The sequence below is a fragment of the Kosakonia sp. R1.Fl genome (assembly GCF_023516815.1).
GTDB lineage: Bacteria > Pseudomonadota > Gammaproteobacteria > Enterobacterales > Enterobacteriaceae > Kosakonia.
This window is the reverse complement of record NZ_JAMGSQ010000001.1, coordinates 372,037-386,472: the sequence shown is the minus strand read 5'-3', so window position 1 is coordinate 386,472 and position 14,436 is coordinate 372,037. Positions and strand designations below refer to the sequence as shown.

The window sequence follows — 14,436 nt, the reverse complement described above, 5'->3', positions numbered from 1 at the left end:
AAGGAGCGAAGAGTGCAGAGTGTTGATGTTGCGATTGTCGGCGGCGGTATGGTCGGGCTGGCGCTGGCCTGTGGTTTACAGGGCAGTGGGTTGCGCGTGGCGGTGCTGGAGCAGAATGAACCGACACCGCTGGCGGAAGATGCGCCTCCGGCGCTGCGCGTGTCAGCGATCAATGCTGCCAGCGAAAAGTTACTGACGCACCTTGGCGTCTGGTCAAACATTATTGCCCAACGTGCCGGGCGCTATCACGGCATGGAAGTGTGGGACAAAGACAGTTTTGGCCGCATAGAGTTTGACGATCAGAGCATGGGCTACAGCCATCTTGGTTACATTATCGAAAACGCGGTGATCCACCAGGCGCTGTGGGATAAAGCCCGCCAATGCAAGGATGTCACCCTGATGGCTCCGGCTGAGTTGCAGCAGGTGGCGTGGGGCGAAAACGACGCGTTTCTGACCTTAAAAGATGGCACCATGCTTACTGCACGGCTGGTGGTTGGCGCAGATGGCGCGAACTCCTGGCTGCGCAACAAGGCCGATATTCCGTTGACGTTCTGGGATTACCATCATCATGCGCTCGTGGCGACCATTCGCACCGATGAGCCGCATCAGGCGGTAGCGCGCCAGGTGTTTCACGCCGACGGCATTCTCGCGTTTTTGCCGCTTAACGATCCGCATTTGTGCTCAATTGTCTGGTCGCTGCCGCCTGAGCAGGCGAAAGCTATGCAGCAGGCGAGCGATGAAGCATTCAACCAGGCGCTGTGTGTGGCGTTCGATAATCGCCTTGGACTGTGCCGTGTTGAGAGCGAACGTCAGGTCTATCCGCTCACCGGACGTTATGCACGCCAGTTTGCCGGGCACCGCCTGGCACTGGTTGGCGATGCTGCGCATACCATTCACCCGCTGGCGGGGCAGGGTGTGAATCTCGGGTTTATGGATGTCGCTGAGTTGATCACTGAACTGAAGCGTCTGAGCCGCGAAGGTAAAGACATTGGTCAACATCTCTATTTGCGCCGCTATGAGCGCAGCCGTAAACACAGCGCGGCGCTGATGCTGGCCGGGATGCAGGGCTTTCGCGAACTCTTCTCAGGTGCAAACCCGGCTAAGAAACTGCTGCGTGATATCGGCCTGAAACTGGCAGATACCCTTCCCGGTGTGAAAACGCGATTGTTACGCCAGGCGATGGGTCTTAACGATCTGCCTGAGTGGTTACGTTAACTGCGTCACACTTTCCCTTCCCGGCTCCGGGAAGGGATGCCTCCTCCTCATTTGAAATATTCTAATTTCACCGCATTTTTCGGATTAGATTTTCTCATGTCGCGTTTTTTTCTTTTCGGGAAAATTCACTCTTTTGCAGAGTGAAATGCTGCACTCTTTTCTGGTTTGTCGTTGATAATGATTTTTTATGAAGGGTGAATCGTTATTCACCAGAATAATGCTCTGATGGCATTTTGTGCGTGACGGGTCATAAGCTAATGTGATGGACCATTTTTCTTTATGGTTAAGCACTGCTTTCGGTGATAAGTTCAGGCCAAAGAGAACGTTTGCGTCGACGCCGTAAAACGGTGTCGGCACCAGTTGTTTTGGCGCAAATCACGCCGCCGAAAAACGTGATGGCTCAGCTTATTCGACGAGGAAAAGATGGCTCAGCAGACCCCTTTATACGAACAACACACGCTAAACGGCGCCCGCATGGTGGACTTCCATGGCTGGATGATGCCGCTGCATTACGGCTCGCAAATTGACGAGCACCACGCGGTGCGCACCGATGCCGGAATGTTTGATGTGTCGCACATGACCATCGTCGATCTCAAAGGCAGCCGTACCCGGGAGTTTCTGCGTTATTTGCTGGCAAACGACGTCGCTAAACTCACCAAGCCCGGTAAAGCGCTCTATACCGGTATGCTAAATGCTTCGGGCGGCGTGATTGATGACTTAATCGTCTATTACTTTACCGAAGATTTTTTCCGCCTCGTTGTAAACTCCGCCACCCGCGAAAAAGACCTCTCCTGGATTTCCCAACACGCTGAACCTTATGCCATCGACATCACCGTCCGTGATGATTTGTCGTTGATCGCGGTACAAGGCCCGAACGCGCAGGCGAAAGCCGCCAGCCTGTTTACTGACGAGCAGAGCCGCGCCGTTGAAGGTATGAAACCGTTCTTTGGCGTTGAAGCCGGTGATCTGTTCATTGCGACCACCGGTTATACCGGTGAAGCAGGGTATGAAATTGCGCTGCCTAACGAAAAAGCGCCCAGCTTCTGGCAGGCGCTGGTTAATGCAGGCGTGAAACCTTGCGGCCTGGGCGCGCGCGACACGCTGCGTCTGGAAGCGGGTATGAACCTGTACGGTCAGGAGATGGATGAAGGTATCTCTCCGCTGGCCGCCAACATGGGCTGGACGATTGCCTGGGAGCCGCAGGAGCGAGACTTTATTGGCCGCGACGCGCTGGAACTGCAGCGTGAAAAAGGCACTGAACAGCTGGTTGGCCTGGTGATGACGGAAAAAGGCGTTTTGCGTAATGAGCTGCCGGTGCACTTCACCGATGCGCATGGCAATGTGCAAAAAGGCGTGATCACCAGTGGTACGTTCTCGCCTACGCTCGGCTACAGTATTGCACTGGCGCGTGTTCCGGCGGGGATCGGCGAAAATGCCGTTGTACAGATCCGCAACCGTGAAATGCCGGTCAAAGTCACTAAACCTGTTTTTGTACGCGCTGGCAAAGCTGTCGCGTAACCTTTTTATCTGGAGAGAATGAAATGAGCAACGTACCAGGCGAACTGAAATACAGCAAAGAACACGAGTGGCTGCGCAAAGAAGCGGACGGCACCTACACCGTTGGCATCACCGAACACGCACAGGAACTGTTGGGCGATATGGTGTTTGTCGATCTGCCGGAAGCGGGCACGACCGTTAGCGCGGGCGATGATTGCGCTGTTGCCGAATCGGTAAAAGCGGCTTCTGATATCTACGCGCCAATCAGCGGTGAGATCGTGGCAGTCAACGATCAACTGGCGGATTCACCAGAGCTGGTCAACAGCGAGCCGTATGGCGAAGGCTGGATCTTCAAAATTAAAGCCAGCGACGAAGCAGAAATTGCCGCCCTGCTGGACGCAACAGCCTACGCCGCACTGCTCGAAGACGAGTAAATACGCCTCATCCTTCGCGTGGCAAACATGCTGGCTTCCTCATTCACCCCAGTCGCTTACTGATGTCTGCGCCTGGGGATATGCTGCGTCGCCGCCTTCCTGCCACGCGAAGGGCTTAGCGTATTCAGGTAATTTCTACATCGATTCACTGCACGTTTCAGGAACCATCGCTCATGACACAGACTTTAAGCCAGCTTGAAAACCGTGGCGCTTTCATTGGACGTCACATCGGGCCGGATGCTCAGCAACAGCAGGAGATGCTGAACACAGTTGGCGCGGATTCGTTAAACGCACTGATTGGCCAGATCGTGCCAAAAGACATCCAGCTTGCAACACCGCCGCAGGTTGGGGAATCGACCACTGAGTTCGCGGCCCTGGCCGAGCTGAAAGCGATTGCCAGCCGCAACAAGCGCTTTAAGTCTTACATTGGCATGGGCTACACCGCCGTGCAGCTGCCGCCAGTTATTCTGCGCAACATGCTGGAAAATCCGGGCTGGTACACCGCTTACACCCCGTATCAGCCAGAAGTGTCGCAGGGTCGCCTTGAAGCGCTGCTCAACTTCCAGCAGGTTACGCTCGATCTCACCGGGCTGGATATCGCTTCCGCGTCGCTGCTGGATGAAGCCACTGCGGCGGCTGAAGCAATGGCCATGGCGAAGCGCGTCAGCAAACTGAAAGGTGCCAACCGCTTCTTCGTCGCCGCCGATGTGCATCCGCAAACGCTGGACGTCGTGCGCACTCGTGCCGAAACCTTCGGTTTTGATGTGATTGTTGATGACGCGGCCAAAGTTCTTGATCACCAGGATGTGTTCGGCGTACTGCTCCAGCAGGTCGGCACCACGGGTGAAGTGCATGATTACAGCGCGCTGATTAATGAGCTGAAATCCCGCAAAATTGTGGTTAGTGTCGCCGCTGATTTGCTGGCGCTGGTGCAACTGACTGCGCCGGGCAAACAGGGCGCCGACATTGTGTTCGGCTCCGCGCAGCGCTTTGGCGTGCCGATGGGCTACGGTGGCCCGCACGCGGCATTCTTTGCCGCAAAAGATGAATTCAAACGCTCCATGCCAGGCCGCATTATCGGCGTGTCGAAAGATGCCGCCGGTAACACCGCGCTGCGCATGGCGATGCAGACGCGCGAGCAGCATATTCGCCGCGAGAAAGCTAACTCCAACATCTGTACCTCGCAGGTTCTGCTGGCCAACATTGCCAGCTTGTACGCGGTGTTCCACGGCCCGGCCGGGCTGAAACGCATTGCCGGACGTATTCATCGCCTGACCGATATTCTTGCTGCCGGTTTGCAGCGTGGCGGCCTGAAACTGCGCCACGCGCACTACTTCGACACCCTGTGTGTTGATGTCGCGGACAAAGCCGCCGTGCTGGCCCGCGCCGAAGCGCAGGAGATCAACCTGCGTAGCGACATTCTCAACGCCGTTGGCATCACGCTGGATGAAACCACCACGCGTGAAGATGTGCAGGTGCTGTTTAATGTGCTGCTGGGTGATAAACACGGCCTCGATATTGACGCACTGGACAAAGAGGTCGCGCTCGACAGCCGTTCTATCCCGCAGAGCATGCTGCGCGAAGACGCTTTCCTGACACATCCGGTATTTAATCGCTATCACAGCGAAACCGAGATGATGCGTTACATGCACTCGCTGGAGCGTAAAGATCTGGCGCTGAACCAGGCGATGATCCCGCTGGGGTCCTGCACCATGAAACTGAACGCGGCGGCGGAAATGATCCCGATCACCTGGCCGGAATTTGCCGAACTGCACCCGTTCTGTCCGCCGGAACAGGCAGAAGGTTATCACCAGATGATCGCCCAGCTCTCCGACTGGCTGGTAAAACTGACAGGGTATGATGCGCTTTGCATGCAGCCAAACTCCGGCGCGCAGGGCGAATACGCAGGCCTGCTGGCGATTCGTCACTACCATGAAAGCCGCAATGAAGGTCACCGCGATATCTGCCTGATCCCAAGCTCTGCGCACGGCACCAACCCGGCATCGGCGCAGATGGCGGGGATGCAGGTTGTGGTGGTTGCTTGTGATAAAAACGGCAACATCGATCTGGCCGATCTGCGTGCGAAAGCAGAGCAGGCGGGCGACAACCTCTCCTGCATCATGGTGACGTACCCGTCCACCCACGGTGTGTATGAAGAGACGATCCGCGAAGTATGCGAAGTGGTGCATCAGTTTGGCGGCCAGGTTTACCTGGATGGCGCGAACATGAACGCTCAGGTGGGCATCACGTCGCCGGGCTTTATCGGCGCGGATGTGTCGCACCTCAACCTGCATAAAACCTTCTGCATTCCGCACGGCGGCGGCGGTCCGGGCATGGGGCCGATTGGCGTGAAAGCGCATCTGGCACCGTTTGTACCGGGTCACAGCGTGGTGCAGATTGAAGGGATGCTCACCCGCCAGGGCGCGGTCTCTGCGGCACCGTTTGGCAGCGCGTCGATTCTGCCAATCAGCTGGATGTATATCCGCATGATGGGCGCGGAAGGGCTGAAACAAGCGAGCCAGGTGGCGATCCTTAATGCCAACTACATCGCCAGCCGTCTGAAAGAGGCTTTCCCGGTGCTGTATACCGGACGTGATGGTCGCGTCGCGCACGAATGTATTCTCGACATTCGCCCGCTGAAAGAAGAGACCGGCATCAGCGAGCTGGATATCGCTAAACGTCTGATCGATTACGGTTTCCATGCGCCGACCATGTCCTTTCCGGTTGCCGGTACGCTGATGGTGGAACCGACTGAATCAGAAAGCAAAGTCGAACTGGATCGCTTTATCGATGCCATGCTGGCGATTCGCGCGGAAATCGAACGTGTGAAACAGGGCGAGTGGACGCTGGAAGATAACCCGCTGGTTAACGCTCCGCATACACAGAATGAGCTGGTGGCTGAATGGAACCACGGTTACACCCGCGAACTGGCGGTGTTCCCGGCTGGTTTTGCCAACAAATACTGGCCGACCGTGAAGCGTCTGGACGATGTGTACGGCGATCGTAATCTGTTCTGTTCCTGCGTACCGATGAGCGAATATCAGTAATACGCTGATTCGGCTATCTTTTAAGGGCGCTTCGGCGCCCTTTTACTTTTCAGGAGACACAGATGGCGATTGCATTAGTCACCGGCGGCAGTCGGGGCATTGGCCGCGCAACCGCGCTGCTGCTGGCGCAGGAAGGCTACACCGTTGCGGTTAATTACCACAGCAACAAGCCCGCTGCCGACGGCGTGGTGGTGGAAATCATCGCACAGGGTGGTCATGCGTTCGCGGTGCAGGCCGATATCAGCGATGAAGCGCAGGTACAGGCCATGTTCGCGTGTATAGATGAAAAACCGGAACCGCTTACCGCGTTGGTCAATAACGCCGGGATCCTGTTTCAGCAAAGCCGGGTGGAGCAACTGAGCGCAGAGCGTATTAATCGCGTGCTGGCGACCAACGTGACGGGCTACTTCCTGTGCTGTCGCGAAGCGGTCAAACGGATGTCCACTCAACATGGCGGGCACGGCGGCGCGATTGTTAATGTTTCTTCGGCTGCGGCGCGCCTCGGTTCGCCCGGTGAATATGTGGATTATGCGGCCTCCAAAGGCGCGGTCGATACGCTAACGACCGGGCTGGCACTGGAAGTTGCGGCTAATGGTATCCGCGTGAATGGCGTGCGTCCGGGGTTTATCTATACAGAGATGCATGCCAGCGGCGGTGAGCCAGGGCGTGTGGACCGGGTGAGCAGCGCGATCCCGATGCGGCGCGGTGGGCAACCGGAAGAAGTGGCGCAGGGAATTGTCTGGCTGTTAAGTGACAAAGCGTCGTATGTTACCGGCAGTTTTCTGGATTTAGCCGGTGGCAGATAAGCACTCCTCTCCCGCCAGAGAGAGGAGTTAACAACGTCAAAGATTTTCGCCGTTGCTGGCAATCACTTCTTTATACCAGTTAAAGCTCTTTTTACGGGAACGCGACATATCGCCAGTGCCGTCATCGTGCTTGTTCACGTAGATAAAGCCGTAGCGTTTGCTGTACTGGCCAGTGGTAAAAGAGACGCAGTCGATACAGCCCCACGGGGTATAACCCATCAGATCCACGCCATCGTGGGTCACCGCTTTGACCATCTCTTTAACGTGTGCCCGCAGGTAATCAATGCGGTAATCGTCGTTGATGCTGCCGTCAGCTTCGACGTTGTCGTACGCGCCGAAGCCATTCTCGACGATAAACAGCGGTTTCTGGTAGCGTTCATACAGCTCGCACAACGCATAGCGCAGGCCAACCGGATCAATCTGCCAACCCCAGTCAGACGCTTTAACATGCGGGTTCGGGACGCTGCCCTGGAAACCGGAGAGCGCATCGCCAGCGCCGCCTTCCGCTTTCACCGCGTTAGTCATGTAGTAGCTGAAACCGAGGTAATCGCAGCACCCTTCGCGCAAAATCGCCTCGTCACCGGCTTCCATGTTGATGGTAAAACCACGGCGTTCCCATTCGTTCAGCACATAAGAAGGGTAGTAGCCGCGCAGTTGCACGTCGGTAAAGACATAACGCTCACGCATTGACTCCTGCGCGTACATCACATCGTCCGGCTTACAGGAGAAGGGATACAGCGGCACCATCGCCAGCATGCAGCCAATTTTCATTTCCGGGTTAATACGATGGCCGATTTTGACCGCCATGGCGCTGGCCACGAACTGGTGGTGCAGCACCTGGTACATGGTCTCTTCCGGGTTTTCATGTTCGGTGTAGACCACGCCGGAACAGCAGTAGCCAAACAGCGGCGCGCGCCAGTTGCGCTGGTTGTTGATTTCGTTGAAGGTCATCCAGTATTTGACCTTGCTCTTATAGCGCTCGAAAACCACTTCGGCGAAGCGTACAAAGAAATCGACCACTTTACGGTTGGTCCAGCCGCCGTATTGCTGGACCAGATGCAGCGGCATTTCGAAGTGGGACAGCGTGATAACCGGCTCGATGTTGTATTTCAGCAGCTCATCAAACATGTCGTCGTAAAACTTGAGCCCTTCTTCATTCGGCTGTTGCTCATTGCCCAGCGGGAAGATGCGGGTCCAGGCGATGGAGGTGCGAAAACATTTGAAGCCCATTTCGGCAAACAGCTTGATGTCTTCTTTATAGTGACCATAAAAATCAACGGCTTCGTGGTTCGGGTAATATTTGCCCGCGACGACTTCCTGCGTGATTTCACGTGGAACACCGTGCGCGCCGCCTGTCAGAACATCGCAAATGCTCGGGCCTTTGCCGCCTTTATTCCAGCCGCCTTCAACCTGGTGCGCGGCAACCGCGCCGCCCCATAAAAAGTCTTTCGGTAAGGTCAATTTTTTCATTGTTGCTATTCCCGTTATATTGGCTGATAACGAGTCTAACAAAGGCGAATTAAATGTCACGATATAACAAATTGCCGCTGGGGTAATTTGTTACACCGAAAAAACATACTGTTTTTTTATGCTATTTTCTTCGCCAGTTTACGTCCCAGCGACTCGAGAATATAAATAACAGGGATTTGCGTGGTGATATCGTAGCCGCCGCTAATGCGCATTTGCGGCACATGCCAGGAGATATTAAAGTCCGCCAGTTTTGCCAGTCGGGAGTGTTCGTGGCTGGTGATCGACAGCACCTTGCAGTGGTGCAGGCTGAACTGACTGGCAAAGCGCAGGATCTCTTCCGTCTCACCAGAAACTGACAGGACAATTGCCAGCGCGTTTTTCGCCATATCATTGGTGACCGGGAAATAAGGGTCGTCGATATGGTTACTGAATTTACCGATATTTGAGAAGAATCTTGCGCCATATTTCGCCAGCGCGCCAGATGTGCCTGCGCCGACAAATATAATACGCTCGGAAGATAATATAATCTCAACGGTGTTATCTAATAATTTATCAAACTCATCATTGTTGACGCTTTTAAAAAAGCTGATCACTTCGCTGGCGCCAAAATTCGCTTGTGGCGGCTCATTTTGCTCTAAATATAATTTAAAACGTACGCGAAATTCAGAGTAGCCTTCGCAGTTGAGCTTGCGGCAAAAGCGCAACACGGTCGTGGTGGAGACGCCCGCTGCATCGGCCAGTTCACGAATGGTCATGTACATCACTTTGTCGCGATTTTTGATGACAAAGTTGTAAACCAGCATCTCCAGAGTATTCAGGCTGGCGATGGTGGAGTGAGTAAACATTGTCACGGCGATATCCTTTGCTTGCTGTAAACGTAGCCCAATGCAACCCGGCAGGCTTTTTGCGTGCTCACATGCTGCCATAACTCCGGCACCGTTTCCCTGACTTTCGCATTCATGGAGGGCTGCCCGCGTCATGAAACATTCATCAACGATATTTATTTTAGCGTACAGGTGTGCACTGGAATCATTCTCAGTTACTCTAGTGTTGCGACGTTTTTTTGAGTTTTCCCGGAGTTACCATGGTTAAGAAACCTTTAATCGCGCAGGGATACACACTGGCAGAGGAAATTGCCAACAGCATCAGTCACGGTATCGGACTGCTGTTCGGTATTGTCGGCCTGGTACTGCTGCTGGTACAGGCGATAGACAGCAACGCCAGCATGACGGCGATTACCAGCTACGCACTTTATGGCGGCAGCATGATCCTGCTGTTTCTGGCCTCCACGCTGTACCATGCGATCCCCCATCAGCGCGCAAAAGTATGGTTAAAGAAATTTGACCACTGCGCCATTTATCTGTTGATTGCCGGAACCTATACGCCTTTTTTATTGGTCGGGCTGGATTCACCGCTGGCGCGTGGGCTGATGATTGTTATCTGGGGCCTGGCCTTACTGGGGATCCTGTTTAAGCTCACCATTGCGCACCGGTTCAAAGTGCTGTCGCTGGTGACATACCTGACGATGGGCTGGCTGTCGTTGATTGTGATTTATCAGCTTGCGACGCGGTTATCGGTGGGCGGCGTGACGCTGTTGGCTGTCGGCGGGCTGGTGTACTCGCTGGGCGTCATTTTCTACGTCTGTAAACGTATCCCCTACAATCACGCGATCTGGCACGGCTTTGTGCTGGGCGGCAGTGTGTGTCACTTCCTGGCAATCTATTTGTACGTCGGACAAGTTTAAACGGTAGCGCCGGGCGGCTTGTGCCGGCCCGGCTGTAGCATGCGCGGATGTTTTAACGCGGATTATTCTTCTTCCAGCGAGTAGGGCAGCGGCTCAATGCTTAACGTATTGGCGTCGTCGCGTACGCGGAACACGCTGTCTGGTTCCATGTCATTATTCATCACGACCTGAACCAGTACGCGGCCGTCATCCAACTGAGTCGATGCCAGCACCGTACCGGTTCGACGCCAGTTTTCACCCATTTTTAACTCAAGATCTTCACCCGCTTCCGGCGTGCGGCTGGCAGCGCCTGCCAGGTACCACAGCGCACGTTTGTTGGCTCCGCGGAATTTCGCGCGAGCAACCATCTCCTGCCCGGTGTAGCACCCTTTTTTGAAGCTGATGCCACCCAGCGCCTGCAGGTTGGTCGCCTGCGGAATAAACTGTGCGCTGTTTGGCTCGTCAATTACGGGTAACCCGGCTTCGATATTCAGCGCCAGCCACTGTTGGCTGTTATTAAGCTGTGCTTCACCGCGCAGTTTATCCGTCACCTGTTCTGCTGTTGCGACATCGGTAACCAGCAGGAACCGTTCGCCCGGATGTTCAAACCACAGAATGGTTGTTTCACCGTCTTGTACAACCTGCTTTTCGCTATCCGGCAGCGTTGTGAAGAGATTAGCCAGCGCGGCGCGAGCCTGAAAACCAGCAACGCCCAGCAGCACATGTTCGTCATCTGCGGCGATAGTGACTTTTGAAAATACGGCGTATTTTTTCAGTTCGCGAAGCTGTGATTCACGCACGCTGCGGCGTAAAATCCAGGCAAACCCTTCCTGATAGTGAAACAACCGCATATTGCTCCACATTTTGCCTTTAGAATCGCAATGCGCCGCCAGCAGATGCTGATCCGCCGCCATCTTCGACACGTCAGCGGTAACCTGGCCTTGCAGGTATTTCTCGCTATCCGCACCGGTAATGGTTGCCAGCGCCCAGTCATCGAGCGTCATAAGCGTCAGCGGCAGACGGGCGGATGCGGTCGGCTGACGCGGAGGAAATGGAGTAAAAGCCATAATAATGTCCTGATTAGCTTAACGCTGTATTGGTACTTAATGGTAAAAGAGCCATTGTTCAATGCAAGCGATAAAGCATGCGATTTGTGCCATTGTGCGAGCATTGCGAGACGCTACGCAGCACAGTGATAATTTTGCAGACGATGCGATTTATTCTGGAAGCTGGTCCGGGAAGCGAAATATTCCGCAAAAGGAATATTAAAAACACGTTACAATAGGCCCTCATGCCTATGAAGGGAGAAGAACATGGATATTAATAATAAAGCCCGTATCCATTGGGCCTGTCGCCGCGGAATGCGCGAACTCGATATCTCCATCATGCCTTTTTTCGAACACGAGTACGACTCGCTCAGCGACCATGACAAGCACCTGTTTGTGCGTCTGCTGGAGAGTGATGATCCGGATTTATTCAACTGGTTGATGAATCATGGCAAACCCCAGGACGCGGAGTTGCAGCGAATGGTGCAGTTAATTCAGACACGGAATCGGGATCGTGGTCCTGTGGCAATCTGATTTACGCGTCTCATGGCGCGCACAATGGATTTCGTTATTACTGCACGGATTGGTGGCGGCGTTCATTCTTTTCATGCCCTGGCCGTTGAGCTATACGCCGCTGTGGCTTTTGCTGCTGTCGCTGGTGGTTTTCGACTGCGTGCGCAGCCAGCGGCGGATCAACGCCTGCCACGGCGAGATCAAATTGCTGATGGATTCCCGCCTGCGCTGGCAAGGTGTGGAGTGGGATATTGTCGGTACGCCCTGGATGATCCGCGGCGGCATGATGTTGCGTTTACGCCGTGCGGAAGATGGGCGGCGCCAGCATTTATGGCTGGCGGCAGACAGTATGGATTCGCAGGAGTGGCGCGATCTACGCCGGATGATCACCCAAAATCCGGCGCAGGGGCTGCATTAAGGCGGGTGATGGCTCAGCCGAGCCGTTCCGCCATTTCCGTGAGTATTTGCTCGCACCAGCCTTGAATACGTTCATCGCTTAAATCGTACTGATTGGTTTCATCCAGCGCCAGCCCGACAAAGAGCTGCCCATCGGCAATGACGGGTTTGTTACTGGTAAACTCATAGCCTTCTGTCGGCCAGTAACCGATGAATGTCGCGCCTTTGGGGGCCAGTTTGTCATGGAGCATGCCGAGTGCGTCGAGGAACCATTCGCCGTAACCGAGCTGATCGCCCATGCCGTACAACGCAATGATTTTTCCGTCGAGATTGAGGTTATCAAGCTGATCCCAAATCGCTTCCCAATCTTCCTGCAGCTCGCCGAAATCCCAGGTTGGAATGCCCAGAATAAGCGCATCGTACTGTTCCATCAGGGCGGGAGCATCGTCTTTCAGGTTGTGCAGCGTCACCAGTTCCGGGCCGATAATATCGCGAATTTTTTCTGCCGCCATTTCGGTGTAGCAGGTGCTGGAACCGTAAAACAGACCGATATTCATAACGTAAACTTCTCGATTCTTGATGTGTCTTTTCACGCAGTGTACCAGAATCGTACATCAATCAGGCATAATGCAGCGTTTGAGTAAAGGAGACGCTGGATGGAACAGGATCTCGCACGTATCGAACAGTTTCTCGATGCTCTCTGGCTTGAGAACAACCTGGCGGAAAATACGCTAAACGCTTACCGCCGCGATTTGAAAAGCGTAGTGGAGTGGCTGCACCACCACGCCAGCAGTCTTGAAAAAGCGCAAAGCGATGATTTACAAGCGCTGTTAGCTGAAAGGGTGAGCGGTGGTTATAAGGCTACCAGCTCGGCGCGCTTGCTGAGCGCCGTGCGGCGTTTTTTTCAGTACCTTTATCGGGAAAAAATACGCAGCGACGATCCCAGCGCTTTACTCGCATCACCTAAATTGCCGCAACGTTTACCGAAAGACTTGAGTGAAACGCAGGTAGGCAGGCTTTTGCAGGCGCCGGTGGTTGACCAACCGCTGGAGTTACGCGATAAAGCGATGCTTGAGGTGTTGTATGCCACCGGCCTTCGCGTCTCGGAACTGGTTGGCCTGACGATGAGTGATATCAGCCTGCGCCAGGGCGTGGTGCGAGTGATTGGTAAAGGCAATAAAGAACGCCTGGTGCCGCTGGGCGAAGAGGCGGTGTACTGGGTCGAAAACTATCTGGAGCATGGTCGCCCCTGGCTGCTAAACGGTGTCTCAATTGATGTGCTGTTTCCCAGCCAGCGCGCGCAGCAGATGACGCGCCAGACTTTCTGGCATCGCATCAAGCACTATGCGGCGCTTGCGGGCATCGACAGTGAAAAGCTCTCGCCCCACGTTTTGCGCCATGCGTTTGCCACTCATCTGCTGAACCACGGCGCGGATCTGCGCGTGGTGCAAATGCTTTTAGGCCACCAGGATTTATCGACCACGCAAATTTATACGCATGTCGCTACCGAGCGGCTGCGCAAGCTTCATCAACAGCATCACCCGCGGGCGTGAATGCTGACAATCTAAGGATGTGTTATGAAAAAAGGTTTAGTGATGTTCACCCTGCTGGCAGCGTTTACCGGCGCGGCGCATGCCGATGATGCGGCTATCAAACAGTCGCTGGCAAAACTGGGTGTACAGAGTGGCGAAGTGCTGCCCGCACCTGTTGCCGGAATGAAAGCCGTATTGACCAACAGCGGCGTGCTGTATGTGACCGAAGATGGCAAACATATCATCCAGGGCCCGATGTACGATGTCAGCGGCGCGCAGCCAGTGAACGTCACCACGAAGATGCTGTTACCGCATCTGAACGCGCTGGAAAAAGAGATGATTGTCTACAAAGCGCCGCAGGAAAAACATGTCATTACCGTGTTCACCGACATCACATGTGGCTACTGCCAGAAACTGCACAGCGAAATGGCAGACTACAACGCGCTCGGCATCACCGTGCGTTACCTTGCCTTCCCGCGTCAGGGTGTGCCGAGCGAAGTTGAAAATCAGATGAAAGCTATCTGGTGTGCAAAAGATCCTAAAAAAGCCTTCGATAATGCGATGGAAGGTAAAGAGGTGAAACCCGCCAGCTGTGATATCGACATCGCCAATCACTACGCGCTGGGCGTGCAGTTTGGCGTCAACGGCACGCCAGCCATCGTGCTGAATGACGGCTACCTCGTTCCGGGGTATCAGGCTCCGGCGGAAATGAAAGCCTTCCTCGATCAACATCAAAAAGCGACCGGCGGTAAATAAT

14 protein-coding genes are annotated in these 14,436 nt (G+C 54.6%); 10 read left to right on the top strand and 4 right to left on the bottom strand.

The annotated features are described in order from the left end of the window. The first annotated feature begins 12 nt into the window (after positions 1–12). The 5 genes from ubiI (at position 13) to M8Q36_RS01785 (ending at position 6,999) form a co-directional block, all read left to right on the top strand. On the top strand, positions 13–1,215 hold the full coding sequence (gene ubiI, locus M8Q36_RS01805) for an FAD-dependent 2-octaprenylphenol hydroxylase (RefSeq protein ID WP_249879839.1): 1,203 nt from the start codon (positions 13–15) through the stop codon (positions 1,213–1,215). Between the two features lie 423 nt (positions 1,216–1,638). Next, positions 1,639–2,733, top strand: coding sequence for a glycine cleavage system aminomethyltransferase GcvT (gene gcvT, locus M8Q36_RS01800; RefSeq protein ID WP_249879838.1), 1,095 nt, complete (start codon positions 1,639–1,641; stop codon positions 2,731–2,733). 23 nt (positions 2,734–2,756) lie between these two features. Further along, entirely contained in the window at positions 2,757–3,146 is a 390-nt protein-coding gene (gene gcvH / locus M8Q36_RS01795) for a glycine cleavage system protein GcvH (protein WP_020455142.1), read from the top strand. A 173-nt stretch (positions 3,147–3,319) separates the two neighbouring features. Then, positions 3,320–6,193 (top strand): aminomethyl-transferring glycine dehydrogenase, encoded by a 2,874-nt coding sequence (gene gcvP, locus M8Q36_RS01790; protein WP_249879837.1) that lies wholly within the window; start codon positions 3,320–3,322, stop codon positions 6,191–6,193. Between the two features lie 62 nt (positions 6,194–6,255). Then, the gene (locus M8Q36_RS01785) at positions 6,256–6,999 is read left to right on the top strand and encodes an SDR family oxidoreductase (protein WP_249879836.1); all 744 of its coding nucleotides are present in this window, start codon (positions 6,256–6,258) and stop codon (positions 6,997–6,999) included. 36 nt (positions 7,000–7,035) lie between these two features. Here the strand turns inward: M8Q36_RS01785 and M8Q36_RS01780 are convergent, their stop codons facing one another. Next, positions 7,036–8,469: a 6-phospho-beta-glucosidase gene (locus tag M8Q36_RS01780; RefSeq protein WP_249879835.1), complete on the bottom strand. Its 1,434-nt coding sequence runs from the start codon at positions 8,467–8,469 to the stop codon at positions 7,036–7,038. Between the two features lie 116 nt (positions 8,470–8,585). After that, positions 8,586–9,314 carry a MurR/RpiR family transcriptional regulator gene (locus M8Q36_RS01775; protein ID WP_249882709.1) on the bottom strand — a complete coding sequence of 243 codons (729 nt, stop codon included), beginning with the start codon at positions 9,312–9,314 and terminating at the stop codon, positions 8,586–8,588. Positions 9,315–9,553: 239 nt separating this feature from the next. Between M8Q36_RS01775 and trhA the strand changes: the two genes are divergently transcribed. Further along, entirely contained in the window at positions 9,554–10,213 is a 660-nt protein-coding gene (gene trhA / locus M8Q36_RS01770) for a PAQR family membrane homeostasis protein TrhA (RefSeq protein ID WP_249879834.1), read from the top strand. Positions 10,214–10,275: 62 nt separating this feature from the next. On the opposite strand, the gene ygfZ is transcribed toward trhA, so the two are convergent. Beyond that, entirely contained in the window at positions 10,276–11,259 is a 984-nt protein-coding gene (gene ygfZ / locus M8Q36_RS01765) for a tRNA-modifying protein YgfZ (protein WP_020455136.1), read from the bottom strand. Between the two features lie 246 nt (positions 11,260–11,505). Between ygfZ and sdhE the strand changes: the two genes are divergently transcribed. After that, complete coding sequence (gene sdhE / locus M8Q36_RS01760) at positions 11,506–11,772, top strand: FAD assembly factor SdhE (protein ID WP_020455135.1); 267 nt, start codon at positions 11,506–11,508, stop codon at positions 11,770–11,772. Continuing rightward, positions 11,753–12,169 (top strand): protein YgfX, encoded by a 417-nt coding sequence (locus M8Q36_RS01755; RefSeq protein ID WP_020455134.1) that lies wholly within the window; start codon positions 11,753–11,755, stop codon positions 12,167–12,169. Before sdhE ends, M8Q36_RS01755 begins: the two co-directional genes overlap by 20 nt. 13 nt (positions 12,170–12,182) lie before the next feature. Here M8Q36_RS01755 and fldB read toward each other — a convergent pair whose 3' ends face one another. Further along, complete coding sequence (gene fldB / locus M8Q36_RS01750) at positions 12,183–12,704, bottom strand: flavodoxin FldB (RefSeq protein WP_249879833.1); 522 nt, start codon at positions 12,702–12,704, stop codon at positions 12,183–12,185. Between the two features lie 99 nt (positions 12,705–12,803). On the opposite strand from fldB, the gene xerD reads away from it, so the two are divergent. Together xerD and dsbC are read left to right on the top strand one after the other, a co-directional pair. After that, complete coding sequence (gene xerD / locus M8Q36_RS01745) at positions 12,804–13,700, top strand: site-specific tyrosine recombinase XerD (protein ID WP_249879832.1); 897 nt, start codon at positions 12,804–12,806, stop codon at positions 13,698–13,700. A 24-nt stretch (positions 13,701–13,724) separates the two neighbouring features. Beyond that, positions 13,725–14,435 carry a bifunctional protein-disulfide isomerase/oxidoreductase DsbC gene (gene dsbC / locus M8Q36_RS01740; protein ID WP_020455131.1) on the top strand — a complete coding sequence of 237 codons (711 nt, stop codon included), beginning with the start codon at positions 13,725–13,727 and terminating at the stop codon, positions 14,433–14,435. Position 14,436: the final 1 nt, after the last annotated feature.

Bases quoted from the DNA above. Each gene is read 5' to 3' on its own strand.
- gcvT (WP_249879838.1), top strand. From the start codon at position 1,639: ATGGCTCAGCAGACCCCTTTATACGAACAACACACGCTAAACGGCGCC.
- gcvH (WP_020455142.1), top strand. From the start codon at position 2,757: ATGAGCAACGTACCAGGCGAACTGAAATACAGCAAAGAACACGAGTGG.
- gcvP (WP_249879837.1), top strand. From the start codon at position 3,320: ATGACACAGACTTTAAGCCAGCTTGAAAACCGTGGCGCTTTCATTGGA.
- M8Q36_RS01785 (WP_249879836.1), top strand. From the start codon at position 6,256: ATGGCGATTGCATTAGTCACCGGCGGCAGTCGGGGCATTGGCCGCGCA.
- M8Q36_RS01780 (WP_249879835.1), bottom strand. From the start codon at position 8,469: ATGAAAAAATTGACCTTACCGAAAGACTTTTTATGGGGCGGCGCGGTT.
- M8Q36_RS01775 (WP_249882709.1), bottom strand. From the start codon at position 9,314: ATGTTTACTCACTCCACCATCGCCAGCCTGAATACTCTGGAGATGCTG.
- trhA (WP_249879834.1), top strand. From the start codon at position 9,554: ATGGTTAAGAAACCTTTAATCGCGCAGGGATACACACTGGCAGAGGAA.
- ygfZ (WP_020455136.1), bottom strand. From the start codon at position 11,259: ATGGCTTTTACTCCATTTCCTCCGCGTCAGCCGACCGCATCCGCCCGT.
- sdhE (WP_020455135.1), top strand. From the start codon at position 11,506: ATGGATATTAATAATAAAGCCCGTATCCATTGGGCCTGTCGCCGCGGA.
- fldB (WP_249879833.1), bottom strand. From the start codon at position 12,704: ATGAATATCGGTCTGTTTTACGGTTCCAGCACCTGCTACACCGAAATG.
- xerD (WP_249879832.1), top strand. From the start codon at position 12,804: ATGGAACAGGATCTCGCACGTATCGAACAGTTTCTCGATGCTCTCTGG.
- dsbC (WP_020455131.1), top strand. From the start codon at position 13,725: ATGAAAAAAGGTTTAGTGATGTTCACCCTGCTGGCAGCGTTTACCGGC.